This is a genomic window from Flintibacter muris, from assembly GCF_943192995.1.
GTDB classification, from domain to species: Bacteria; Bacillota; Clostridia; order Oscillospirales; family Oscillospiraceae; genus Lawsonibacter; species Lawsonibacter muris.
Map to the genome: position 1 here is coordinate 1 of NZ_CALPCP010000032.1, position 24,858 is coordinate 24,858.

The window sequence follows — 24,858 nt, forward strand, 5'->3', positions numbered from 1 at the left end:
TCCCTCCTGCCTGAGCTCATCTCTCACATTACAGGGAGAATTTGGATTTTAAATGCTTTTATTGGTGATTAGTATAAGCTGGCGCTCAATACGCCACGGCGGGACGAGGATATTATTTCCGTCTGCGACAGGCTGATTATCTCCCTTTCTTCGGCGGAGAAAAACGCTTTGAAAATGCTGGATATGTTACAAGAAATGAAAGAAAAATATTGAAACCCTCCATCTTGCCACCAGAGTTTTCTCTGGTGGTATTCTTATACCATCGAAAAAAGGAGGTATCTATCTGACTATTCGTGCAAGGAGGGCGAGAGCTTATGAATGATTTTGACAGCATCATCAAACGCATCACCGTGACCCGGCTGGAACCGGGGGACTACACCGGCGAGGACGGGCTTTTGTACTGCGGCAAGTGCCGCACTCCGAAACAGTTTCGCATGGAGGCCCCGCCGCTGGAGGGCCGTTTGCTCCCCCACCCCTGCCGCTGTGAGCAGGAGCGGCTTGACCAGGAGGCGGCGGAGCAGGAGGCCCGCCGTCACCGTCAGACTGTGGCCGATTTGAAACGCCGGGGCTTTACCGATCCAGCTATGCGGGAGTGGACGTTTGCCAACGACAACGGCAAATGCCTGCGGATGAAACACGCCCGGTTTTACGTTGAAAACTGGCCGACCATGCAGGAGGAAAACATTGGCTATCTGCTCTGGGGCGGTGTCGGTACTGGCAAGAGCTACTTTGCGGGCTGTATCGCCAACGCTTTGATGGAGCAGGAAGTGGCCGTCCGCATGACAAACTTTGCGCTGATACTGAACGACCTGACTGCCAGCTTCGAGGGCCGGAATGAGTACATAGCCCGCTTGTGCCGTGCCCCGCTGCTTATCCTGGACGACTTCGGCATGGAGCGCGGGACGGAGTACGGTTTGGAACAGGTCTACAATGTGATCGACAGCCGCTACCGCAGCCGCAGGCCGCTAATCGTCACCACCAACCTGTCCCTCCAGGACTTGCAGCACCCCCAGGACACCGCTCACGCCCGTATCTATGACCGGCTGTTGGAGATGTGCGCCCCTATCCGTTTTTCTGGTGAGAATTTCCGCAAGGTCACCGCGCAGGACAAACTGGCACGTTTGAAAAATCTGATGGAACTACCCGCCCTCTCCCCTGTTGCAGATGACTAATGGACAGGCGATTTCGCATAGGCTATTGTGAAAGGCTGGGTGATGTTATTTGCAGACACAGGAGCTGTGCAAAAGCATTTTCAAGGATGGCTCCACTGAAACGACAAGAGAAAATTTTACACATAAGCTGACCGAGTTAATCAATCAGCTGGAAAAGGGAAAACAGACCATCAAGCAAAAATAATGTGACAAGCTGTTTCCTGTATGCTATACTGTAAGCAGGAAACAGCTTGTCCTATCTCTAAGGAGATATGAACATGAAAGCAGCAATCTACTGCCGTTTATCCGAGGAAGATAGAAACAAGCAATTTGAAACCGACGACAGCAACAGCATTCAGAATCAAAAGGCCATGCTGCTGCAATATGCGATGGAACAGGGGTGGGAAGTTTATAACCTTTACAGTGATGATGATTACACAGGTTCTGACCGCAGGCGGCCCGAATTTAACCGCTTGTTGGAAGATGCCAAGGCCCACCGCTTTGACATTGTTCTCTGCAAGACCCAATCCCGTTTTACCCGTGAGCTGGAACTGGTTGAAAAGTACATCCACGGCCTATTCCCTATTTGGGGCATCCGCTTCGTCAGCATCGTGGACAACGCCGACACCGCCAACAAGGGCAACAAGAAGTCCCGTCAGATCAACGGGCTGGTGAACGAGTGGTATCTGGAGGATATGTCGGAGAACATACGCAGCGTACTTACTAACCGACGGCAGAACGGCTTCCACATCGGGGCCTTTGCCCTCTACGGCTACAAGAAAGATCCCGACCAGAAAGGTCACCTGCTCATTGACGAGGAGGCCGCCGCCGTTGTTCGGGAGGTGTTCACCCTCTTTTCTCAGGGCTACGGCAAGACGGCCATTGCCCGGATGCTCAATGACCGGGGTATCCCCAACCCCACCGAATACAAGCGGCTCCACGGCCTACGCTACCAGCAACCCAAGCGGAAAAACAGCACCCTTTGGAAGTATTTCGCCATCTCCGATATGCTCACCAATGAGATTTATATCGGCAATATGGTACAAGGCAAATATGGCAGTGTGTCCTATAAGACCAAGCAGAACAACCCCCGCCCTCAAAGTGAATGGTTTCGGGTGGAGGGAACCCATGAGGCGATCATAGACCGCTCCCTTTGGAATAGAGTACAGTCCATGATTGCTCAACGGGCCAAGCCCTTCGACTGTGGCACTGTGGGGCTGTTTGCCAGGAAAGCAATCTGTGCCAACTGCGGCTACACTATGCGTTCCTCCAAGAACCACGGGCGGCACTATCTCCAATGCTCTAACCGCCATGTGGCAAAGGACGCCTGCATTGGCTCTTTCATTTCCGTGGAAAAGCTGGAGCGGATGGTGATTGACGAGTTGAACCGGCTGGCGGCGGCTTATTTGGACAAGGACGAGTTGGAGCGGAACATCGAGTTCTGTGAAACTCTGCAAGGCCAGAAAAAACAGCTGCTGGATACCCTCTCCGCTTATGAGAAACGGATTGCCGAGTACACCAAGGGACTGCGGGACTTATACATGGATAAGGTCAAGGGGCTGCTTAATGAGAGTGACTTCTCCGCCCTCTCCAAAGAGTTTTCTGCGGAAAAATCCCGGTTGGAGCGTGCCCTGCTGGATGGTCAGCGGCAGCTGGCGGAATTAGAGAACCGTATTGCCGTTGGAGACAACCGAAAGGCCCTGGTGGAGCGGTATGTAAACCTGGAACACCTAACACGGGAAATCGTAGAAATCCTCATCGACCACATCACTGTAAACAAGCGCATCCCTGGCACCCGCAATGTCCCCATTGAAATCCACTGGAACTTTTAAGGAGCATACCCATGCAGCCCACAGAAGAATTTGAACAGTCCATCCAATCCATTGACCAGGCGTTAGGTGAAATCGAGCGTACCTTGGAACAGATGCACGCTCTGGCTCAGCTATCCGCCAGCGACTTGAACGTAGACCGGGCCGCGCTGCAAAAGACGCTGGAACGCCTGCAAGCAAAAATCGACCGCATTGCGGACACAATTTGACACAGTTTTTCGCCTTTTTAGGCCAAAACGTTGTACTTTGGTGATTGCACCAGAGCAGAAGGCCCGCCTTACCTACGATAATATCCTCCGCCTGTCCGACGACCCGGATGTAAACAACGTCATCCGCTTCCTGCGTGAGCGGGAGATTGTCCACTTCCAGCGTTTTGGCGAGTGCCTGCGCCTGTGCAAGGAGAAGATGGATGCCCGGAATGTCTATCTTACCAACCCGGCTTTTGACACGCTCCAGTCCAGTGGCACTGCCCGCGGCTGAACCGGCTGTAAACCTTAAATTTTCCTTAAAAACCGCCCAAAAGGGCGGTTTTATTTGCCTTTCAATGGGAACAGCCCTTGTCAAAGCCGGTAAAATCCTCTATAATATGGAACGTATTTCACAGACTATGAAACGAGGACTGCCAATGAGTAATCTAATCCGCCGTCTCCGCACTGTACGGCCTCTGCGGTGGGCGGGCTGGTTCAGCCTGCTCTTTTTTCCCTTCTACTGCTGCCTGGTTCTGGAGTACTACAACGCCGGCCGGCTGGACGCTCTGAGAACCTTCTGGCAGCTGCACACCCTCCCCGCTCTTTTTGGGCTGCTGGTGTGCTGTGTTGTGTTCCTCCTGACCCTGCTCCTGTTTGGCCGGGCGGCGCTGGCCTGCGGTGTGATGGGCGGAGTGTCCATCCTGCTGGCTTTTATCAACTACATGAAGCTGGCCCTGAACGGAGACCATTTCTTTCCCAAAGACGTACTGATGGCCGGGGAGGCGAGCTCCCTCCTCTCCTTTCTCAGCGGCGGCCTCCCCAAGTACATGTTCCAGGCGGTCCTCCTCTTGGTAATCTGGTGTGTTGGACTGGCGGTGCTGGGGCTGCGCCTGCCCATCCGGCGGACCAACCGGCTGTTTTTCGCCGCCTCCGCCATCTCCCTGTGCGCCGTGTTCTGCTCCGGACAGGCCAGGACGACCAGCCTGCTGGAACGGTTTACCATCCAAACCGAATTCACTATGCTCCAGAGCCTGAACTATGAGGAAAACGGCTTTATCGGCGCTTTTGCCCTCAACCTGAACAGTATGACCCTTCAGCAGCCCAGGGGGTATTCCAAGGAGTATGTAGATCAGCTGCTGGCCGGATACAAGGGGACAGAGACCACCGGAGAAAAATTCGACGTGATTCTGGTGCTCAGCGAGAGTTTTTGCGACCTGAGGGAGATCCCTGGCCTCACCTTCAGTCAAAATCCCCTGCCCCGCTATGACGAACTGCTGAGCCGGGACAACTGCTACAGCGGTTCTACATACACCAACGCCATTGGCGGCGGGACAGTCCGTCCGGAATTTGAAATTCTCACCGGCCTGAGCACCGAAGCCCTGCCCAGCGGAGCCACCCCCTACGAATATGTGGACCACGCTCTGGAAGGCTATGTATCCAACTACAAGGATGCGGGATACCGGACCATCGCCATGCACCCCTACGATCCCAATTTTTACGCCCGAATCAATGCCTACCCTTGGCTGGGCTTTGACGCCTTCTACGGCTGGGATGAGCTGGATCAGATGGGAGAGCTCACCTATAAACGGGGCTACACCACCGACCAGTCCTTGGAGGTCCTTATGGAACAGGTGCTGGATCAGTCGGAGCAGCCCACCTTCCTCTTTACCATCACCATGCAGAACCACCAGCCCTTCAACCCGCTTCCTCAGGAGGAAATCGCCCTGACTGTTACCTCCGACAAGCTGTCCCAGGAAAATCTGGACGCAGTGACCACCTATACCCAGGGGCTTTTCGATGCAGACCAAATGCTGGGAGCACTGGCTGACTATGTAGATGGCCGGGAACGGCCCACTCTGCTGATTTTCTTTGGTGACCACAAACCCACACTGGGGGTCAACTGGTCGGCCTATGATGAGAGCGGCTTCTTTTCCGCCACCGACAATTACAATTTTCAGGATCGAAAAAAGATGTATTCCACCCCCTTCCTGATCTATTCCAACCGTGAACTGGATCCCGGCCTGTTTTCCCAAAACACCGGCAACGAGCTTTCCAGCTACTATCTGCTGGACGCTGCCGCCCTGTGCACCGGCTTTCAGCTCACCCCTTATATGGAGCTGCTGCTGGACTGCTACGCAGTCTCCCCCATGTACAACGAGCGGCTGGCCATGGATATGACCCCTGAGCTTCAGCAGTCCATTCAGGCCAGGCACTGTGTCACCTATGAGAGACTGCGCGGATCGTGAATCGCGATTGTCATAAAGCCTCTCTTTTCAAGGAAGGTGGCACGGCGAAGCCGTGCCAGAGGGAGTTTTGCCTGAAAAAAATATAAAATCCTCAATTAACTCCCTCATTCACTGCCTGCGGCGGCGACATCCCCCTCATAGAGGGATTCTAAAAGAACGAGCACAAGTTTTTGAGCCAATACAAAGGAGAGACCCCAAACGGGGTCTCTCCTTTTACAGTCAAAACCTTCTGGCAAAGCCGCACCGGCGGCAAAGCGCCTCCCGTGCCTGTCCCTGAGAGAAACCATTGTATATGGAGCGGGCCCGGGGGGTATCCAAAATTTCTTCCAGCGTCTGCCGGTAGAGATTGCCCAAAGGGATATCCCCCTCATGGTCCAGACAGCAGGGCACCACTGTACCGTCCCACAGTACCCCCACCTGGTCCCGCAGGCCATAGCAGAAGCTGGGCCTGTTTTCCTCGGATGCAGACAAATCAGGCCAGTCGAACCTCTCCCCCCACTCCAAAAAGATGTTGGGGGCCAAGGTGGTCCCACGGCGGCCCACCTTCCAAGACTGGGGAAAGGCCAGCTCCAACCGGTCCAGGATCACACCGTTCTGCCGGTTAGTCCCCTGCGTGTCTGCCCCATCCAGATTCCACAGACGCAGGGCGCACTTTTTCCCCGCCGCAGAAGCCCTTCCAGCAAAGTGGATGCAGTGTTCCAGATAGGCCTCCAGGTCCTTCCCTCCATTGCCCTCAAAGGAGTGGAGGGAAATGCTCACCTTCTCCACCGCTGGACTGACACAGAGCAGTTTCTCCCGCTGACTCAATAGCGTGCCGTTGGTGGTAATCATCACCTTGAAGCCCAGACCCTCCGCCCGGTAGAGGATATCCTCCAGCTGCGGGTGGAGCAGCGGCTCCCCCATAAGGTGGAGATAAAGATACTCCGTGTGGGGCCGAATTCTGGCGGCTAAAGTCTGAAAATCCTCCGGGGCCAGAAAGCCCGCTGTCCGCCGGGTGCCTGGACAAAAGGTACAGCGCAGATTGCACAGGTTGGTGATCTCCAAATACGCCTTTTTTAACTGCCGCACCGCACCGCCTCCCCCGCTGTGTGATGGTCTATCCTGTCGTCAAAGTACTTAAAAACTGCGTTTTTTCCAGTGTGTTGACTATACCACATTCAAGGGTGAAGGTCAACGATATACCCCCAAAATATGAATCAAGCGCAGCTCCCCAATGGGGTAGGTGGACAGGGGCCGGTAGTCGGCATCCTCCGTGTGGGCGGCCACCAGGATAGTGTCCAAGGCGGCCGGACTGCCCACATCTACAATCACCGGATTGTGGGCGAAGGGACCGGCGGCAAAACGCAGCTGAACAAAGTCGCCAGGCTGTGCCTGGTCCAATCCCGCCTCCTGCCCCACGGGACCGGGACTTTTCTCCTTTCGGGTGAGGAAGTTGTAAAAAAATGGAACCCCTGTCCAGGCGGGGGCCCGGCTGTATTGACTGTTGTAGAACCAGCCAAAGGTGGGGGTGTAGTTCATAACCCCGGAACCGGCGTAAAGACACTGAGAGGCAAAGTTGGTGCAGTCCCCTCCCAGCTCATCAAAATTATAATAATCCGGGTTTCGAAGATAGGCCCAGCGGTGGGCGTAATCCACCGCCGCCTGACGGTTATAGGGGTGCAGCGTCATAGAGAAAACCTCCTCTTTTCCCTATGGTATGCAAATTGACAAGGAAAAGTGCTTGTCAGCCCAACGCCCACTGAATGAAATTCTTGACCCAGTCCCACATATTGGGAAATTCCGCCTTAACCAGTCCCCAAATCTCTGCTGTAGTGTACCCGCTCCCTGGCAGAACTGAGAACCAGCCAGATGCTTGCTTCTGGCCAACCGCAATATGTCCATAGGCGGAACCGCCGATAGCAAGCCCGTTGGACCAGGCTCCTCCACCCACAGCCAGATAATTGGAAAATGCGCCGCCCCCTGCGGCGAGCCACTGTCCAAAGGCACACCCGCCCACAGCAAAACCGCCAATGGCCACCCCGCCCAGGGCCAGCAGTCCCAGGCTGAGGCCCCCGAAGGCCAGGAGCAGACCCACACTGATTCCGCCCAGAGAGACCAATCCCAGGGAACAACTTCCAATGGCCACCACCCCAAACGCACAATTTCCAATGGCGATAATCCCCCGGGCCAGCAGGGGACCGAAGCCAAATCGAATGTGAATCAATGGCAGGCCAAATACCTTTATAGGGCTGATATATTCATAGTATACGCCCTGAGACTTTACCTCAGAGACCCGCTTGGACGTCTCCCACGGTTCTCTCCTCTCCCCCGATTCCTCCAGCCCAACCAGCTGGTCGATAGACATTCCAAAGAGCTTGGCCAGCTCTATCAGCTTCTCCAGCTCCGGGGTGCTCTGCCCTATCTCCCACTTGGAGACCGTCTGCCGGGTGACACCGATCTGACCGCCCAGCTCCTCCTGAGACCATCCCCGCTGCTTGCGCAGGGTCATTAAATGTTCTGCAAAATTCATGGTAAAACCTCCTTTATAATCTGCATTACACCTTTCCTTTTCGGTCAGCAGCTTTGTTTATCCATAGATCAACAAAAATCTCTGCAATATCCAAAAACATATCGATTATAAAATCAAACATCTGATCCCCTCCCTGCCGTTCCTTTTTCTGCCTCTAACATAGCAGATTCTGCCCCGCAACGTCAACCAAAAGCCCTTGGAAATCTGTCAACCAAAGTTAACATGAGCAAAAACAGCCCTGAAGGATGCTTCCCACAGGGCCAACGGTCAACAAAAACTAGATTTTGTTTATCTCTATGGCTTAAACCTGTTAATACCGCACTTGTAGGGGCGGCCTGTGGCCGCTCGGCTGCAATAGAAACAGACAGCTTTTTTGCGGGCGGCCACAGGCCGCCTCTACGGGTAATACTCAAAATAATAGACAGCGGGCCGCCGAAAACGGCGGCCCCTGCACAGCGTCTGTAGAGGCCAGTCCCTAACCGGTCCCCCTCTCTCAAGATTTTTTACGTTCGCTATAGTATCTAAAGCCAGCTCAGATACTCCTCATCATGAAACGGCCGCTTCCACTCCACCTCATTTTGCTGTGCCAGCAAAAGCAAATCTTTTTTCTTTCTGAGCAGTTCACGATCCAACCTGGCAATATAATATGCTGCGCCCATTTGACTGTCCGAACCATCATAGTCGTCATTGAACAGAACATCGAAAAGCAGGTCCGCCAATGCCTCATCCTTCCGGTAAGCTGCCATAAATTCGTTGACAGCATCCGAAAAATCTCTGTAGCAGCACCATACCAGATATTCGTATAGAACCTCTCTGTTCCATTTCCCATTTTCTATTGGGCAAAGTGCTCTCAGCTCTTCCCAATTCTTAAAATACATGATTTCTCCTCTATGATAAATATACAAAAAGGAAGCGCCGAAGCGCTCCCTTTTCAAAGCGGATCAATCAAGCCTTGCCGTTGCAGCCCAGAACGTCCACCAGCTTGTGGCGAACCAGCTCCTTGATGTTGGCGCGGGCGGGCTTGAGGTACTCGCGGGGGTCGAACTTGTCAGGGTGCTCATTGAAGAACTGACGGATGGTGCCGGTCATAGCCAGGCGCAGGTCGGAGTCGATATTGATCTTGCAGACGGCGCTCTTGGCGGCCTCGCGCAGCTGGGACTCGGGAATGCCCACTGCATCAGGCATCTTGCCGCCGTTGGCGTTGACCATCTTCACATACTCCTGGGGCACGCTGGAGGAGCCGTGGAGTACGATGGGGAAGCCAGGCAGACGCTTGGTCACCTCTTCCAGAATGTCAAAACGCAGGGGCGGGGGAACCAGCTCACCCTTCTCATTGCGGGTGCACTGAGCGGCGGTGAACTTGTAAGCGCCGTGGCTGGTGCCAATGGCAATGGCCAGGGAGTCGCAGCCGGTCTTGGAGACGAACTCCTCCACCTCTTCAGGGCGGGTGTAGTGGGAATCCTCAGCGGAAACGCTGACCTCGTCCTCCACACCGGCCAGAGCGCCCAGCTCAGCCTCTACCACCACGCCGTGGTCGTGGGCGTACTCCACCACCTTCTTGGTGCCCTCAATGTTCTCCGCGAAGGACTTGGAGGACAGGTCGATCATAACGGAGGTAAAGCCGCCGTCAATGCAGGATTTGCAGGTCTCAAAGCTGTCGCCGTGATCCAGGTGGAGCACAATGGGAATCTCAGGGCACTCAATCACAGCGGACTCCACCAGCTTCACCAGATAGGTGTGGTTGGCGTAGGCGCGGGCGCCCTTGGAGACCTGAAGAATCACAGGGGCCTTTTCCTCTTTGCAGGCCTCGGTGATGCCCTGGACGATCTCCATGTTGTTGACGTTGAAGGCGCCAATGGCGTAACCGCCGTTATAGGCCTTCTTGAACATTTCAGTAGAAGTAACAAGGGGCATGGGAATAACCTCCTTATAATTAAGTCCCTTTTATTTTACCACATTTTCTCCAAATTGCAACTGCCCAGCGGAAAAAAACTCCAGCTGGACAGGCTTTGCTTTTGTGGGATTTGTGAACGGGCACGCTCAGCCGCCGTCAGGACATGCGGCGTTTCAGTTCAGCGTGATATCCTCAATATCCACACCCCACGATGACAGCTTGGCAATAATTAACTTCAACTCATAATCCAGCTCGCTGTTTACCTGGTCCCCATTCGCTTTTTAAATGCGCTGCAACATACCATACTGGTCGATCATGACACCCATCAATTCTTTATCCGACATGATAACATCTCCTTCCGTTGTCACAATCCGGTTGAACTGTTGAACTGCTAAATGTATTATAGCATATCAGGCGGCGAGTGTGAAGCTTATTCGCATTCGGACAGGGTATTGATATATTGCTCCAGGATAAATTCGATCTGCTTTGCCGCTGAACGCTTGTTTTTCTCTGCTTCAAGCTTGATTCTATCCAGCAGCGCAGAGTTAATCCGCATGGTAAAGCGTGTCTGGTCGTCCCGGGTAAAAGGATCGTGATTCTTCATAGGGAGAAACCTCCTTTTATGCCATTATGACACCGAAAATAAAAAAAGTAAAGACACCATATTGACACCAAAAAAACAAGTGTGTTACTATAACAAGAGAAAGGTGGTGTCAATAAGATGACATATCAAGAATTACTCATGGACCTGGAGGCCCCCGTCAATCGGATCAGAGGCGGTATCAACGCCATTGGCATCATGACCATGGGTCTGGCGCAAGTACAAGACCCTTATACAGACGGCTTCAACGTGGTCTGGAACTACCTGGTCGATGCCGAACGTGACCTCCGACGCTGCATTGCGTCAAAAGAAGAACATTTCGCTTCTCCATCAAACGGTGCGCCTCATTAAAGTTCCCGTTTACAACAGCGGAAATTTTTGCTATAATTGTCTGCGTTGAAAACTATTACCCTTTCGCAAAGGATATTTTAAATTGGAGGTAATCAACATGAGCAACACATTAAAGGGCTCCCTGATTATTGGTCAGTCCGGCGGCCCCACTTCGGTCATTAACGCCAGCGCCTACGGCGTGATCCGTACCGCGTTGGACTGCCCCGACATTACCGCCGTGTACGGCGCGGCCCACGGCATCAAGGGCGTGCTCAACGACAAGCTGTACGACATGGGCCAGGAGGATGCCAAGGAGCTGGAGCTGCTGCTCAACACCCCCTCCTCCGAACTGGGCTCCTGCCGCTACAAGATCGCCGACCCCGACGTGGACGACACCGACTATAAGCGTATTCTGGAAATTTTTAAGAAGTACGACGTGCGCTACTTCTTCTATAACGGCGGCAATGACTCCATGGACACCTGCAACAAGATCTCCAAGTATATGCAGAAGGTGGGCTATGAGTGCCGTATCATGGGCGTGCCCAAGACCATTGACAACGACCTGTTCGGCACCGACCACTGCCCCGGTTTCGCCTCCGCCGCCAAGTATATCGCCACCTCCTGCGCCGAGGTATACAAAGACGCTCGGGTGTATGACACCGGCATGGTGACCGTTATTGAGATCATGGGCCGTCACGCCGGCTGGCTGGCCGGCGCCGCCGCTCTGGCCGGAGTGGTGGGCTGCGCCCCTGACCTGGTCTACCTCCCCGAGGTAGACTTTGACATGGACAAGTTCCTCGCCGACGTAGACCGCATCTACAAGGAGAAGGGCAACTGCATTGCCGCCGTCTCCGAGGGCATCCACTACGCCGACGGCACCTTTGTCTCCGAGGCCAAAACCTCCGCCACCGACGGCTTTGGCCACGCTCAGCTGGGCGGCCTGGCCGCTCTGCTGGCCAATGTGGTCAAGGAGCGCACCGGCGCCAAGGTCCGGGGCATTGAGCTGTCCCTGCTCCAGCGCTGCGGCGCTCATGTAGCCTCCCGCACCGACATTGACGAGTCCTTCCTGGCCGGCAAGACCGCCGTGGAGGCCGCCGTGTCCGGCGAGACCGACAAGATGGTAGGCTTTGAGTGTACCCGTGAGGGTGGCCAGTACAAGTGTGAGACCAAGCTGTTTAACCTGTCTGAGGTGGCCAACTTTGAGAAGAAGGTCCCCCTGGAGTGGATCAACGCCGAGCACAATGGCGTAACCCAGGCCTTTATTGACTATGCCCTCCCCCTCATCCAGGGCGACGCCAAAGCCCCCACCGAAAATTCCCTCCCCCGCTTCGCCCGCCTGAAAAAGGTCCTGGCAAAATAATCGCAACCCGAAAGCCCGCCCCAGATGGGGCGGGCTTTTCAGATTCATTTCCCGCATGACAAGGCTCCTTTTATAGCAATTATCAGATTTGCCGCCCCTAAGCTATGGTGTCAGCAATTTTGAAGCTTGCTATTGTCAAAGAAGAGGGTCTTCAAAACCCGCTGACCTTGATTTAAAGGTACATCTTAACAAGGATATATTCTACCGCCCGAACGTGTCATCCACCAGCGTCCTTCGAATCTCCTTGTAGGGCAGGGAGGCCGGAACAAACTCTCCGGGCCGGTCCACCAGCGGCTCGGTGTTGTCTATGTCGTCCAGCAGCAGGTCGATGCAATTTCGAATCCGTCCCAGGTCCTGGTGTACCAGACAAGCTGGGGCCACACGTCCCAGGAAGGTCAACGGGGCATCTGACGCGTAGACATCCGCCCGCTCCTTGTCGTCCTGGAGCCAGAGCATTACAAACCGTCCACTGTCCCGCAAGAGGATCAGGTGCCTCTGGTACACCTTGCCCTCCGCCCCCTTAAACGCCCAGGTCAGCCGCAGGCGGGCCAGCTTCTGCTGCATGAATTGAATCAGCGCCCCAGTCGCCTGACCATAGCCGCCGGGGCGGATGTCGGCTGTGGTCCGTTCCCCTGTCAAACCTGTACATTCCAGCTGAACGGGGTAGCGGCTGGGAACAAACTTCGCCAGGAGGTAGTTTCTGCCCCGTCTGGGCGGAACACCTCCCATTTTTTGCTGGGCCATCAGCATCTTGTGTCTGGCATCCTGACGGCTCACATTGCAGGACCATTTCCAGCCGCCCTGGCCCCCGCTTTGCAGACGGCCCCAGCCCATCTGGGCCAGTACCTCGTCCATATCTCTCATAATAGACGCCACGCTGTTATGAATGGAGTATTTGGGCAGCTTTCCCAGACCGAAGGGCAGGTAGACAACCTCCTTATAGTCCACTGTCATGTACATCTCCACATCCGACAGCAGGGCGTACCAGTTTTCTCCATGCCCAAAGTCCCGTTCAAAGTAGAGGCAGGCGTATTTGCCGCCGTCCCGGCAAAGCACCAGCCGGCCCTGACTCCACTCCAGCTCCAGCCGCTCCAGCTCCTCCCGGCCAAAGCGGACCAACAGGGCGGAGAGCAGTTCCTCGGTGAGCGGGCGCATGGGCGGGGCATTTTCATCTTCCTCTATCAGGTCGGGACGCCGCAGATGCTCCTCCACACCGTCGTTGGGCGTATAGTAGAGATTCCAGGGCAGCTCCCGCAGGCGGGAGAGGTCAAATCGGGTGGGCGACACGGCCTCGGCCAGCAGCCATTGGGCCGCGTCCAAAAGGTTCTCACCGTGGTCTGGATGGTACTCCCGCTGAACACGCCGCCCGGAGCCGGTCTGATGGTAGAGGGTTACCAGCTTGTCCCCCTCTTTCCAGAGGCAGACATACAGCCGCTCGCCTCCCTCTGCGTACAGCTCCAGGGGCAGGGCTTTTTCCGGCGGGACAGGCCGTCCGGTAGATTCTTCCACAGGCAGACAGCACACCTGTCTCGCCAGACAGCGGGCAATCAGGGCGTGGCCCTCCTCCGGGGCGGCGGTTTCTGCCAGACGGTCAGATATTACTTGAACCGCCTTGTCAAACAGGCCATAGGGCGCGGCGGTGATGGGCAGCAGGAAAAAGAAGCTGTCCCCCGCCTCTGCCGCCGTCCGCTCCCAGCTCAGGCAGGGGCGGTACACAGGCGCTCCATCTACCCAAAACTCCATGTGCAGCGGACAGAAATCCACTTTCACATCCCCCACAGTCACTGCCCTGGCCATCTCTCCAAAGCGGCGGCTCCACTCCTTCTGATAGGGCAAATTGCCTTCCAGATACTCCAACAGCGTTGTCCCGGTCTCCGGGTCCCGGGCGGTGTAAAAGCCGGTGTTGATCCAGTGACGGAACAGAGGCCGGAAGGCCAGAGACAGTGAGCCAGAGGGCATATCCGCCTGGGCGTCCTCCCAATTCCGGCGTTTGACAGTCTGCTCCCGCAGCTTCCTCTCCATCACCGCAACAACCTCCGCCGCCCTGGGGATGTGGGGGCGGGCCTGGTAAAAGACTAAAATGCGACGCACCAGGCTCTCTCCAATGTCCTCCAGCCGCCAGGGACTGTAGGTAAGCAGTTCCTTTTCCACAAAGCGGGGACTGACCAGCGCCCGCTGCACCTCCTCGCTGGCAAAAAAGGCGGCGGACGCCTTCTCCTCCCCCTCCGGATCGGCCTTGACCCGGGCCACGTGGGCCTCCAGATTTTTGTTCACCTGGAAGAAATTTTCCGGTTTTTCCTGGCCGATATCCGGGACCTTCTCCAGAACCCGGTCCCGCAGGGGGCCATAGAGGGCCTTCGCCCGGCCCATTATGGCGCTTTTCAGGTCCAGCCGCTGCCATGCGTCCCGGTACAGCGACTCAGGCAGGTCATCCCGCCGGAAAAAGTGAATGAACACCCGCAATCCCGCCGGGTGGCGCTCGCAGTCCGGGGCAACCTGCTGCTCACAGCGCTCCCGGATGTAGGACTGAGTGTAGCGGTTCAGTACCTCCCGGTAGGCGTCCAGCGCTTCCTGGTCCCAGCGCCCCGCCTCCGCCAGACGGATCAGGTGGCGGTAATCCTGAAAGCTCTGGAGCATGGCGAACTCGTTGCCCTTGGGCTTTTTGGGGATGGGCCCCTTTGCGGCAATGCGGAAAATAAAATCCATACCGTCAAATTCCGCCCCAGGCGCAAAATTGATGTGCCGTTCCCGACGCTCTACCTGAAATTTTTCCCGGTTGAGCTCCAGTTTCTCCTCCAGCGAATACTGGTAGACAACGCTCAGCCATGTTGCAAATTCTTTATTTGGCGGACAGGTCTGCTCCAGCTCCGTCACCTTCTCCAGCAGCAGGGCGGTAAACCGGCTGTCCCAGCCCGCGTCCAAAAAGGCGGGGGAGGAAAAATAATCCATCCACAGCTTGGGATTTTTCCGCTGCTTGCCCGTGTAGAGGTCCAGAAATGTCCGGATAGCCTCGCCTGCTTCATAGGGATTGGGCAAGCTGTCCGGAATATCATTCCGGAGCTGCCAGCCAGGTTCCTCCTCCGGTTCTTCTTCGGGTTCTTCTTCGGGTTCCTCCTCCGGTTCCTTCGGCTGTTCCGGAAATACCTCCCGGTCGGTCTCCCCGCCGCTCTGCTGCTCCTGCGCGTAGTTCAGCGCTGCCTGATATGCTTTGCGCAGCTTTAAAAAGCCCTCCGGGTCCTCCTCAGGGTGACAGGTTCTGGCTTTCTGGGCGTAGGCCCGTTTGATTGCAAAAACATCCCGGGTGGGCTCCAGCTCCAGCACTTCCCAAATGCAGTCCATTGGTCAGTCCTCCGTTTCGTCCTCTGCTTCATCCTCCGCGCCGTCCTCTTCTGCTTCGTCAAACCAGAAGTCTTCATCCCAGGGATCGGCCTGGGACCGCGCCTCCAAATAGTCCAGCTGCTCCTTGATCTGGGTGTAATTTTTCTCTCTGCCGATACGGTCCCCCCGCTCCATCAGGTCCTTCCAAATGCAAATCAGCCGGGCCGCCATATCCCGCTCCCTGCCCAAAAGCTGCGTATAGAGCCGCAGGGCCCGCTCCAGCAGCAGCTGGTCCCGCTGAGAGCCCTGGGCCGCTAATTGAATCTCCTGGATACGCTCCATAGCCCTGTCCTGCTCCTCCTGTGTCAGGTGGAGATTTGGGTTGAGAATCAGCCGGTCCCGGTAATCGCCGCCGCTGCTTTTGGCGCTGACGTGGAGGATGCCGTCAATGTCGTAAGTAAAGGTGACCAGGGCGGACTGCTCCCCTGCCGGTCCCGGGGGCACCCGGACCTCCAGCTCCCCCAGCTTCAGGTTCTCCGAGGCAAAATACCCCTCCCCCTGGTAAATTTCAAACCGCAGTCCTGTCTGATTGTCATGCAGGGTATAAAACCGCTCCTGATGGCTGGCGGGCAACATACTGCTCCGGGGGATTAGAACAGCCATATGAGGCCTTCTGTCCCCGGCGTAGCTGTAAGTAGACACTCCCAGGGAAAAGGGACACACATCGGTCATCACCAGATCCTGTAAATCCTCCGCCCGCTCCTTGATGCCGGCGCACAGCCCCACCCCCAGGGCCACAATCTCGTCCGGTCCCGCCGCCACATGGGGACGGCGGCCGAACAGCTCCTCCAAAAAGTCGCCGAACACGGCCAGCTGGGCGGAGCCGCCCACCAAAATCACGTCGTTGATCCGGCCCGCCCGCTCTCTGTCCTTCATAGCCCGGCCAATGACCGCCCGCACCTTTTGGAACACCGGCCCGCACAGCTGGCGCAGCAGGTCGCAGGTCAGGACAAGGCTGTACTGCTCCTCCCCCTGCTGGAGGGAGAGAGAGGCCGCAGGGGCGCTGGACAGGGCGATCTTGGCCATCTCCGCCTGGTGGTACAAAGACGCCCGCAAGGAGGGCTCCAGCTTCTCCTCAGTCAGGCCGTTCTCCTTGCAGAAGTGGGCCACAATGGCCCGGTCAATATCGTCTCCCCCCAGGCGGTTGTCACCGGCAATGGCAGTGATCTCAATGATGTTCTCAAAGCACTCCACAATGCTCACATCCAGGGTGCCGCCTCCAAAGTCCACAATCATCAGCTGACAGTCGCCGCTCTGGGTGCTGTACCGGTGATACAGGGCTGCGGCGGAGGGCTCGTTAATCAGCCGCTTCACCGTCAGCCCGGCCAGCTGGGCGGCCAGCTTGGTGGCACAGCGCTGGTCGTCGTTGAAGTAGGCGGGAACGCTGATCACCGCCTCCTCCACCAGCTCGCCCAGATACCGCCGGGCATCCTCCAGCAGCTGGCGGAGCACCAGGGCGGACAGCTCCTCCGGCTTGAACCGCCGGCCGCCCAGGGCAAGGGTCTTTTCCGTCCCCATCCATATCTTAAAGGAGGCAGCAGTGGACTCCGGATGGGACACCAGCCGCTCCTTGGCCGCCGCCCCCACCAGAACGGCACCGTTCTCCAGCACGCTCACGGCGCTGCTGGTCTTATACTCTCCCAGCTCATTGGGAATCAGCTCCACTTTGCCGTTTCGGTAGATGCAGGCCAGCGAATTTGTTGTGCCTAAATCAATTCCAATGATTGCCATGCCGGTCACTCCTCCTCCGTGATGCCGGTACTGCCCACCAGCTCCTGCCAGATCACCTCATAGGGCCTGGGCTTTACCGGGTTCTCCCTGGCGTACTCGGCAAATTTTCCTGTTATAACGCTGGGCTGCTCCATGTGGGCCAGCAACGCCTCCAGAGCGCTGCGCAGAGGGATTACGCCGTTGTGGATCAGATAGGCGGGCGTGACCCGGCCCTGGAAGGTATCCTTGGGGTATTTCTTCCCCTCCACATCCATATAGGTGTAGACGTCGGCCACATGATACTCCGCCGTCTTCTCCTTCTCCAGCAGCCAGACCATCAGGAAGCGCCCGCCGTCCTGGACCAGAATGATGTGCCGCCGGCGGCCCGCTTCCCTGCCCCAGGTCAGGCGCAGCTTGGGACAGCCCTCCCGGAAAAAACGCGCCATCATCTGCTGAAGACGGGGCCGCTCCAGCTCCTTCACTTCCAGCGTCTCCAAGTCTCCTTTTCCATCCACACAGGCGGCGCAATCGGGATAGAGGGAGAAATAGAAGGGCGCGTCCGCCCGGTTGTGGGCCCGCTCCATGGGAAAATCGCCCAAAAGCTGCTTGTCCAGGTTGTACTTATGCCGCCCGTGGGTAACATTGACGGCGTAGCTCCACACCCCGCCCGGATTGACACCGCTGGGCAAGCTGGCCTGTTGGAAAACTGTATCCAGCTGCCGGCGGATGCTGGAGAGATTCCGGTGGAACACACTGGAAAACAGTTTGTCCTGGCGGAAGTTGACAAAGTGGACCTTATCCTTGATCTTCCCGTACAGCTCCGGTTTTTCCAGCAGAGCGTAGGACTCCGCCCGGAAGTCGTCAAAATAGAGGCAGGCGTATCCGCCGCCGCCCTTCAGCAGCACCAGGGAGCGCCTGGGCTCGTAATCCTGTTCCTCCCCCACCGGAATGGTCCCCTTCCAGGACAGCTCCAGCCGGTCCACCCGGTCGCTGAAAAACAGCTCCAGCAACTCCTCCAACACCTCGGCGGTGACCATTTCCCCCAACAGCTCCGTGGGCCTGCTCCACAGGGGCGGGGCGTTTTTGTCCCGGCAGACCACACCGAAATCGGGCCGAGAGTACAGCGCGTCCGGGAGGCTGGCCAGCTGTTCCACAGAGATTCTGGGCGGACGCAACGTCTCCTCCAGCAGCTGACGGGCCAGTTCCTCGGCACAGGCCCGGTCCGGCACGTCGCTGTGCAGCCCGTTCTTCAGCATCTGCCGCCCGGTGGGCAGCTGCTCAAACAGAAAGAGTACCTGGCCCCGCTCGTTCCACTCACAGCCGTAGAGGTGGTCTTCATCCTCCGCAAACAGTTCAAAGGGCAGGACGCTCTCCGCCGGAAGGGAACGGACCTCCGGCTCCTCTTCCTCGTCATCTTCCTCGTCCCGGCCCAGGACGGCCTCCCCCGGCACGGGCAGACGGCATACATGGTCCGCCATGCAGGAGGCGATCAATTCCCTGCCCTCCTCCGGGGCGGCGGTATCCGACAGGCGGCGCACAAGCGCCCCCTTTACCTCGTTAAACTGGTCATAGGTAGTCACAGTGATGGGCAGAAGGAAGAAAAACGCGTCCAAATCAGACTCCGCCGCCACCTGCTCCCATGCAAGGCAGGAGCGGTACGTCGGTTCGCCGTTTACCAAAAATTCCATATGGCGCGGGAAAAAGCGGACCTCCACAATATCCCCCTCCAGGCGGAAGGTGAAGGATTTGGGAATTATCTCCCCCTCCTCCGTCCACTCCACAAACTCCCTGCTCCACTTGGGAAGACAGGGCAGCTCCTGATTGAGATAGTCCCGCAGCCAGCGGCCCGTCTCCGGGTCCTGGGCCTGATGGAAGCCGGTGTTCAGCCAGTGGCGGAAGAAGGGGGCGTTTTTCACTGTTGCGGCGCTCTCCAGCGCCTTCGTCTGTCGGTCTGCCAGAAGACGGTCTGCCAGCTTCTGGTATTTCAGCATCTCCTGCGCCCGGTCAATCACCCGCTGGGCGCAGGGCGCCCCAGGGTGCTCGGTGTAGAATTGTATAATCCGGTTGAGATAGTAGTCGCAGTAGGTCTCCGCCAGCCATGTGTGGAGCAGCTCCTCCTCCACTATTCGGCGGTCCAGAAGGGCCTTTTGAAAGTTCTCCCGGGCAAAGAAGGCGTCCGTCCTTTGGATATCCTCCGGTGTGGCCTTGGCGTTCTCGCCGCTTCGCTTATAGGTGCTGACGGCATAGTCCCGAAAGTCGGTACGAAGCTTGGAGTAATTCACCTTTTGCTCCCCCGCCAGCTCCGGAAGCCGCTCCAGAACCAGCTCCCGCAGCGGGCCATAGAGAATCTTCGCCCGGCCCATAACGGCGGTTTTCAGGTCCAGCTTCTGCCATGCAATGCGGTACAGCTCCTCCGGAAGGCCCTCCCGGCGGAAGAAATGGGTCATCAGCCGCAGTCCGGCGGGGTGGCGCTCACAGTCCACATCCCACCGCTGCTGGCACTTATCGGTAATGTATCCCGCAACATAGCAGCCGATAATCTGGCTGAATCGCCCCACGTCCTCCTCGCTCCAAATGCCGTCCTCCGCTGCCTGGATCAGGGTGTGGTACTCTGTGAAGCTGTAAAACAGGGCCAGCTCGTTGCCCTTTTTCTCCTTGGGAGCGGGACCCTTGGAGGCAATTTCAAAAATGGACTCCTGCCCCTCAAACTGCGCCTGCGGATGGATCTTAAACCGGAATTCTGCCCGTTCGCTGCCGTCCGGGTTTAAGTACACAGACTTGCTCACCTGGAACTGGTAGGCCACGCACAGCCAGTTCAAAAACTCCCGGTTGACCGGGAACTCCCCCTCCAGCCGCTCCACGTGCTCCAGCAGCAGTTCGGCAAACCGCCGCTCCCAGGCCACGTCCAGAAACGCGCCAGAGGTAAAGTAGTCCAGCCACTTTTTTCCATCCTTGCGCTGTTTGCCGGTGTAAAGCTCCAAAAAGCTGCGGACTGCCTCATGATCTGTATAGGGATTGGGGCCCTCGTCCCATACTGCCGGACTCTCAGCAAGCGTCCAGCCCTCATCCTCCGGCGCTCCGATGTCGGGCGGCTCCGCTTCCTCAGGAGCGGGCGCTTGCTTCCCCTCCGCATAGTCCAGCGCCGCCTGGTACGCCCTGCGCAGCTGTAAAAACCCCTCCGGGTCCTCCTCTGGGTGGCAGGTCAGAGATTTCTGCGCATAAGCCCGCTTGATTGCGGAGCTGTCATATGTGGGCTCCAGCCCTAAAACTTCCCAAATATGTTCCATGATCCGTCCTCCCTTTCTTTCTGTTCGCTGAGGATCAGCCCACCGGTAAACCGTTGACCTCCAGGTCCTTGTCCGCGGGGATCAGAAGATACTTTCGCCCGTCGATAACCCTGGTCTCCACCAGGCCGCTACACTCGGGGGGCAGGGAGATGGTGATGTCGGCGGTTTTGACCTCAAATCGCCTGCTGTCAATCAGGTTGGCGGGGCTGAGGGCGGCCCCCTCGCCGAACTGGCGGCCGCAGCTCTCGCAGAAGGCGTTCACCCGCTCCTCCGCCACGCCGCAGCCCTGAAGCATACCGCCCACCTCACGGGCGGACACGGTCAAGGGCTCCGGATCTTTGCTCTCTTTGTGCTGTTCAATGCGCTCCACCAGCCGTTCATGGACCCCCTGAAACACCTCCAGGCTGCAATCCTCCTCCAGCGCCTCGGTGAGGGCGGTCTGAAAGGCCTCCCGCTGCTCCCCTGCCGACATGGGGGGCTCGGTGTGAAAAACGGCGTCCAAAAACTCCTGGTGCAGCTCGTCGGCCTTCCGGGAGTAAGACAGGGCGTTGTAGATATTGGCCGCCCGGTCGTCAAAGGCCGGGAACAAAAAGCCCAGCTCAGGCGGGGCCACCAGCTGACGGGGCATAAAGTTGTGAAACTCATTTTCGCCCGGCACATAGCCCAGCTCCAGCTTGCCGTCCTTCACCGGACAGATGCTGCATACCACGTAGGAAAACACCTGATCTGAATCATCCTCCCGGAGCTCGCCGTCCCCGCCCCGGCGGGGCACGTCGTAGGCGTCGTGGGCCAGCAGAATCAGGTAGTTGCTCTCCCCCATGTCCAAAGAGTCGATAACCGTTTGAAAAAAGGTCTGCCGGATCTCGCCGTCCTTCAGCTTGGAGTCCCGCAGGGCCATAAGCAGCCGGTGCTCGTCGCTGTCCGCCACCTGTTGGGTGGAGAACACAATGTCAATCAGGTTTTTCCCCAGGGTCCCGGACAGCGACTTTTTCAGCAGGTTCAAAAACTGCTCCGCCTCCTCCTGGGCCATCATGCCCAGTGACTCGTCCAGATAGGCGACAACCTCCTTGTTGCAGTTGACATAACAGCCATAAATCCGGCTGATGGCGCTCCGGTCCGCCCGAAAGCGCCGGCGCAGCTCACTGATTTCCTTTTGATTCATATGTACCTCGCTTTTGTAAATTCAATTTCCCCCGACTTCAGCCGGGGGATTTTTAACGTATTTTGGAAATAACCTTCAGGTCTACTTCCGAAAGTCCCCTTTGCTCGTCCCCGCCGCAGCGGGCAAGGCTCCTTTGGAAAGGAGCTGTCAGCCGAAGGCTGACTGAGGATTGTGTTTCACGCAGCGAAACGTACGAAGTAAACCGGGCCTGTGCAGATTTTGTTTGCTGTGCACATTTTGGCTTCGCCAAAATACAATCTTCCGCCCCAGTGTGCGCACCGGGGCACCTCCTTTCAAAAGGAGGCTTTTGGGAGCGGACCTGAAAGCCCTGATCTCGCAGCGGCCTAGCGGTTAACCTCCCGCTTATCCGTGCCCCGGTCCCGACCCGAAATTCTGGCCGGACTATCTGAAAGATGACCCAGTAAAGGCCCATGGCCTGTGGAGCTTCTATCAGGGGCTGCAAATTGGCCTCCAGCTGGGCAGCGCCTGTCTGAATCAGGGTTAACGCTTGTCCTTTTTAGCGTTCCGCCTGTCCTCATCTGCCTCATAGGCCTTGATGATCTTCTGCACCAGGGCGTGGCGGACCACGTCGGACTCGTTCAGGCGGAGGATGGCAATGTCCTCCACCCCTTTCAGCACCCGCATGGCCTCCCGCAGGCCGGACACCTTGTCGATGGGCAGATCGATCTGGGTGATATCGCCGGTGATGACAACCTTGGACCCGAAGCCCAGGCGGGTGAGGAACATCTTCATCTGCTCCCGGCTGGTGTTCTGGGCCTCGTCCAAGATGATGAAGGAGTCGTCCAAGGTGCGGCCCCGCATGTAGGCCAGGGGGGCCACCTCAATGTTGCCCCGCTCCAGGTATTTCTGATAGGTCTCCGGGCCCAGCATCTCAAATAAAGCGTCGTACAGCGGACGCAGGTAGGGGTCCACCTTGCTTTGCAGGTCGCCGGGCAAAAAGCCCAGCCGCTCCCCCGCCTCCACCGCCGGACGGGTGAGGATGATGCGGTTGATCTCCTTGGCCCGGAAGGCGGCCACGGCGGCGGCCACCGCCAGATAGGTCTTGCCCGTACCGGCGGGGCCGATCCCCAGAGTGACCACGTTGTTTTTGATTGCCTCCACGTACTTCTTCTGCCCCAGCGTCTTGGCTTTGATGGGCTTGCCCTTGGCGGTGACGCAGATCACGTCACCGGCCAGCTGGACAATCTGGCTCTCCTTGCCCTCCTTGACCAACTGGACAATATAGCGTACATTCTGTTCGTTGATGGATTCCCCTTTGGAGGCCAGGGTCATCAGGTTCTCAATGGCCTTGACGCCGTACATGACCCCCTCCGGGTCCTCCCCCGCCACCTTGAGCATGGAATCCCGGCTTACCACCGTGACCCCCATCTCCCGCTCAATAATGCGGATGTTCTCGTCAAAGGAGCCGAAGACGTTGATGGTCTCCTCCAAACGCTCCAGGCTGATGGTCTGTTCTGTCATTGGTAAACAATCTCTCCTTGGTTTGGTATATCTTTTGTAGAACGACCGCCTCCCTTCGCAAAGGGAGGTGTCATCCGCAAAGCGGATGACGGAGGGTTTTCTCCAAACGGTTTCAGCTTCTTATAGGAAACCCCCAGTCAGCCTTACGGCTGACAACCCCCTTTGCGAAGGGGGCCTTTATTCCACTGAAAGCTCCCGCATCCCCGGCCGCTCCTCTCCGATTTCCTCCAGGCACTGGGCCGTCAGGGTGACCTCCAGCCGTCCGCCGTTCACCCGGGCGGTAAATTGGGTGGACTCCACCTCCCCGTCCTCGCCGGTGAGGGCATCCAGCTGTTTGAGCAGCTGCTCCTCCAGCAGCGCCTGGGCGGCAGCCTGGTCCACCTCCACCGTTCTGGGCTGGTACTCCCGAAAGGTCTCCCGGTTCAGAGACAGGGGCAGCTCCTCCCCGCCCGGGAGGGCCGCCTGGTGTACGCTGGTTATTTTATCATACATCGGCCAGGAAATGCTAGTACTTCCGAAAATTTTGACGCGCTGTCCTAAAATATTCAGTGACCAAACGCTTTTTTCGGTTCCTGTGTAGTCCTTCACCGTAGCTTCGACCGGAATCGACGCAGTGAGAAACCGCCATGTCCGGGCCCACACCCGTCCACGGGCGTGGGTCTGGTAATATCTGGGGGGCAGTTCGCTATATAGGGGCGGCTCCATGGTAACGGTGCCCGAGATAAGCACGTCCCCTTTGGCCACCACGTCCCCCTCCTGCACGGCGGCGTCCCCCTGCTCCGGTTCAAGGTGGGTAATTACGCCGTCCGCCTCGGCCACAATATCAAAATACCCCGATTCGTCCACCCGCTCCGGGGTTTTGATGGACTCCCGGACAATGACCTCCACCCGGGTGCCGTGGAGGTTGAGGGCCGCCCAAGACAGGCCGTCCACCCGGACCATCAGCTCCTGGGCCAGCTGCCTGCGGTTCAGGGCCGGGCCGTATACGCCGGGCCGCACCCCAAGCTGCCTCAGCTGGCTGAGAATGACGGCGGTAGGGACCACCTCATTGCCACTCACCTGAACGGTGAGCACAAAGCGGGACAGAACACTCACCGCACACAGGGCAAAGGCCAGCCCCACCAGAAAGCCATACCGGGTACGGAACCGGCCCAAAAAGTAGGGCAGGCCCCGGCTGGACTCCCGCTCCACCTCACAGCCCGCCCGGCCTGCCAGCTCCTCAAAACGGCTCAGGGTGCGCCGCCGGGTGGTAAGGCGGACAGTATGCCCGTCTATCCACTCCATGGCCCAAAAATCAATGCCCTCCTGGGCGCACAGGTTAATCAGCCGCTCAGGAAAGGGGCCTGTCAGCCGCAAAACCACCATCCCGCGGAGATAATTCATCAGCTTCCGCATACCTGTCCCCCTATGCCAGTGTGATCTGGGTGATTTTCCCCGTAATCAGCAGCTCAATGCCTGTCATGGCCCGCAGCTCCAGCCCCTGACCGGCAATCTTTATCATATATATGCCGCCGCTGATGTGGATCTCCTCCCCGCTGTAGGCCAGGATGCCCTTGTGGTTCTCCACCCGCAGCTCTCCGTCCCCCACCAGCTCCAGCTTGGGCAGTCCCGCCAGAGCGTCAGCGGGCAGGTCGAAAGTCTCCGCTGCCCGTTCCAATAATCCAAAACGCCGGGGCTTCATAAAAATCACCTCTCCCCTATCTCTATGCCGGGGAGAGGTGAAACTTGTAT

19 protein-coding genes and 1 pseudogene are annotated in these 24,858 nt (G+C 57.4%); 7 read left to right on the top strand and 13 right to left on the bottom strand.

Annotated features, from left to right (window positions below):
• Positions 1 to 314 precede the first annotated feature (314 nt).
• From NFS22_RS17720 to NFS22_RS17740, 5 genes and pseudogenes are all read left to right on the top strand, one after another.
• Positions 315 to 1,172 carry an ATP-binding protein gene (locus NFS22_RS17720; protein WP_251319026.1) on the top strand — a complete coding sequence of 286 codons (858 nt, stop codon included), beginning with the start codon at positions 315 to 317 and terminating at the stop codon, positions 1,170 to 1,172.
• A gap of 257 nt (positions 1,173 to 1,429) precedes the next feature.
• Positions 1,430 to 2,983 (top strand): recombinase family protein, encoded by a 1,554-nt coding sequence (locus NFS22_RS17725; protein ID WP_338148001.1) that lies wholly within the window; start codon positions 1,430 to 1,432, stop codon positions 2,981 to 2,983.
• A gap of 11 nt (positions 2,984 to 2,994) precedes the next feature.
• On the top strand, positions 2,995 to 3,189 hold the full coding sequence (locus tag NFS22_RS17730; protein ID WP_251319028.1) for a hypothetical protein: 195 nt from the start codon (positions 2,995 to 2,997) through the stop codon (positions 3,187 to 3,189).
• Between the two features lie 43 nt (positions 3,190 to 3,232).
• A pseudogene (locus tag NFS22_RS17735) lies at positions 3,233 to 3,460 on the top strand (manganese catalase family protein); the annotation flags it as partial.
• 145 nt (positions 3,461 to 3,605) lie between these two features.
• Positions 3,606 to 5,414: an LTA synthase family protein gene (locus NFS22_RS17740; RefSeq protein WP_251319029.1), complete on the top strand. Its 1,809-nt coding sequence runs from the start codon at positions 3,606 to 3,608 to the stop codon at positions 5,412 to 5,414.
• Positions 5,415 to 5,633: 219 nt separating this feature from the next.
• On the opposite strand, the gene NFS22_RS17745 is transcribed toward NFS22_RS17740, so the two are convergent.
• The 6 genes from NFS22_RS17745 to NFS22_RS17770 all read right to left on the bottom strand — a co-directional run bounded on the left by NFS22_RS17745 (position 5,634) and on the right by NFS22_RS17770 (position 10,421).
• Entirely contained in the window at positions 5,634 to 6,482 is an 849-nt protein-coding gene (locus NFS22_RS17745; protein WP_251319030.1) for a radical SAM/SPASM domain-containing protein, read from the bottom strand.
• Between the two features lie 102 nt (positions 6,483 to 6,584).
• Positions 6,585 to 7,082 (bottom strand): amidase domain-containing protein, encoded by a 498-nt coding sequence (locus NFS22_RS17750; protein WP_251319031.1) that lies wholly within the window; start codon positions 7,080 to 7,082, stop codon positions 6,585 to 6,587.
• Between the two features lie 55 nt (positions 7,083 to 7,137).
• Positions 7,138 to 7,923, bottom strand: coding sequence for a helix-turn-helix domain-containing protein (locus NFS22_RS17755; protein ID WP_251319032.1), 786 nt, complete (start codon positions 7,921 to 7,923; stop codon positions 7,138 to 7,140).
• Positions 7,924 to 8,444: 521 nt separating this feature from the next.
• Positions 8,445 to 8,801, bottom strand: a complete 357-nt coding sequence (locus tag NFS22_RS17760) for a hypothetical protein (RefSeq protein WP_251319034.1) — start codon at positions 8,799 to 8,801, stop codon at positions 8,445 to 8,447.
• 67 nt (positions 8,802 to 8,868) lie between these two features.
• The gene (gene fba, locus NFS22_RS17765; RefSeq protein WP_251319035.1) at positions 8,869 to 9,837 is read right to left on the bottom strand and encodes a class II fructose-1,6-bisphosphate aldolase; all 969 of its coding nucleotides are present in this window, start codon (positions 9,835 to 9,837) and stop codon (positions 8,869 to 8,871) included.
• 410 nt (positions 9,838 to 10,247) lie between these two features.
• Complete coding sequence (locus NFS22_RS17770) at positions 10,248 to 10,421, bottom strand: hypothetical protein (RefSeq protein ID WP_251319036.1); 174 nt, start codon at positions 10,419 to 10,421, stop codon at positions 10,248 to 10,250.
• Positions 10,422 to 10,538: 117 nt separating this feature from the next.
• Here NFS22_RS17770 and NFS22_RS17775 point away from each other — a divergent pair, with 117 nt between their 5' ends.
• Together NFS22_RS17775 and NFS22_RS17780 are read left to right on the top strand one after the other, a co-directional pair.
• Positions 10,539 to 10,769: a hypothetical protein gene (locus NFS22_RS17775; protein WP_251319037.1), complete on the top strand. Its 231-nt coding sequence runs from the start codon at positions 10,539 to 10,541 to the stop codon at positions 10,767 to 10,769.
• A 97-nt stretch (positions 10,770 to 10,866) separates the two neighbouring features.
• Positions 10,867 to 12,108, top strand: a complete 1,242-nt coding sequence (locus NFS22_RS17780) for a 6-phosphofructokinase (protein WP_251319038.1) — start codon at positions 10,867 to 10,869, stop codon at positions 12,106 to 12,108.
• A 201-nt stretch (positions 12,109 to 12,309) separates the two neighbouring features.
• Here the strand turns inward: NFS22_RS17780 and NFS22_RS17785 are convergent, their stop codons facing one another.
• From NFS22_RS17785 to NFS22_RS17815, 7 genes are all read right to left on the bottom strand, one after another.
• The gene (locus NFS22_RS17785) at positions 12,310 to 15,447 is read right to left on the bottom strand and encodes a J domain-containing protein (protein ID WP_251319039.1); all 3,138 of its coding nucleotides are present in this window, start codon (positions 15,445 to 15,447) and stop codon (positions 12,310 to 12,312) included.
• Between the two features lie 3 nt (positions 15,448 to 15,450).
• Positions 15,451 to 17,217, bottom strand: coding sequence for an Hsp70 family protein (locus tag NFS22_RS17790; RefSeq protein WP_251319041.1), 1,767 nt, complete (start codon positions 17,215 to 17,217; stop codon positions 15,451 to 15,453).
• Between the two features lie 5 nt (positions 17,218 to 17,222).
• Positions 17,223 to 20,483: a J domain-containing protein gene (locus NFS22_RS17795; RefSeq protein WP_251319042.1), complete on the bottom strand. Its 3,261-nt coding sequence runs from the start codon at positions 20,481 to 20,483 to the stop codon at positions 17,223 to 17,225.
• Positions 20,484 to 20,517: 34 nt separating this feature from the next.
• Positions 20,518 to 21,645 (bottom strand): DUF4317 domain-containing protein, encoded by a 1,128-nt coding sequence (locus NFS22_RS17800; protein WP_251319043.1) that lies wholly within the window; start codon positions 21,643 to 21,645, stop codon positions 20,518 to 20,520.
• A gap of 501 nt (positions 21,646 to 22,146) precedes the next feature.
• The gene (locus tag NFS22_RS17805; RefSeq protein WP_251319044.1) at positions 22,147 to 23,127 is read right to left on the bottom strand and encodes a PhoH family protein; all 981 of its coding nucleotides are present in this window, start codon (positions 23,125 to 23,127) and stop codon (positions 22,147 to 22,149) included.
• A 177-nt stretch (positions 23,128 to 23,304) separates the two neighbouring features.
• Positions 23,305 to 24,522 (bottom strand): sporulation protein YqfD, encoded by a 1,218-nt coding sequence (locus NFS22_RS17810; RefSeq protein WP_251319045.1) that lies wholly within the window; start codon positions 24,520 to 24,522, stop codon positions 23,305 to 23,307.
• Positions 24,523 to 24,532: 10 nt separating this feature from the next.
• Positions 24,533 to 24,808, bottom strand: coding sequence for a YabP/YqfC family sporulation protein (locus NFS22_RS17815; protein ID WP_251319046.1), 276 nt, complete (start codon positions 24,806 to 24,808; stop codon positions 24,533 to 24,535).
• Between the last annotated feature and the right edge of the window lie 50 nt (positions 24,809 to 24,858).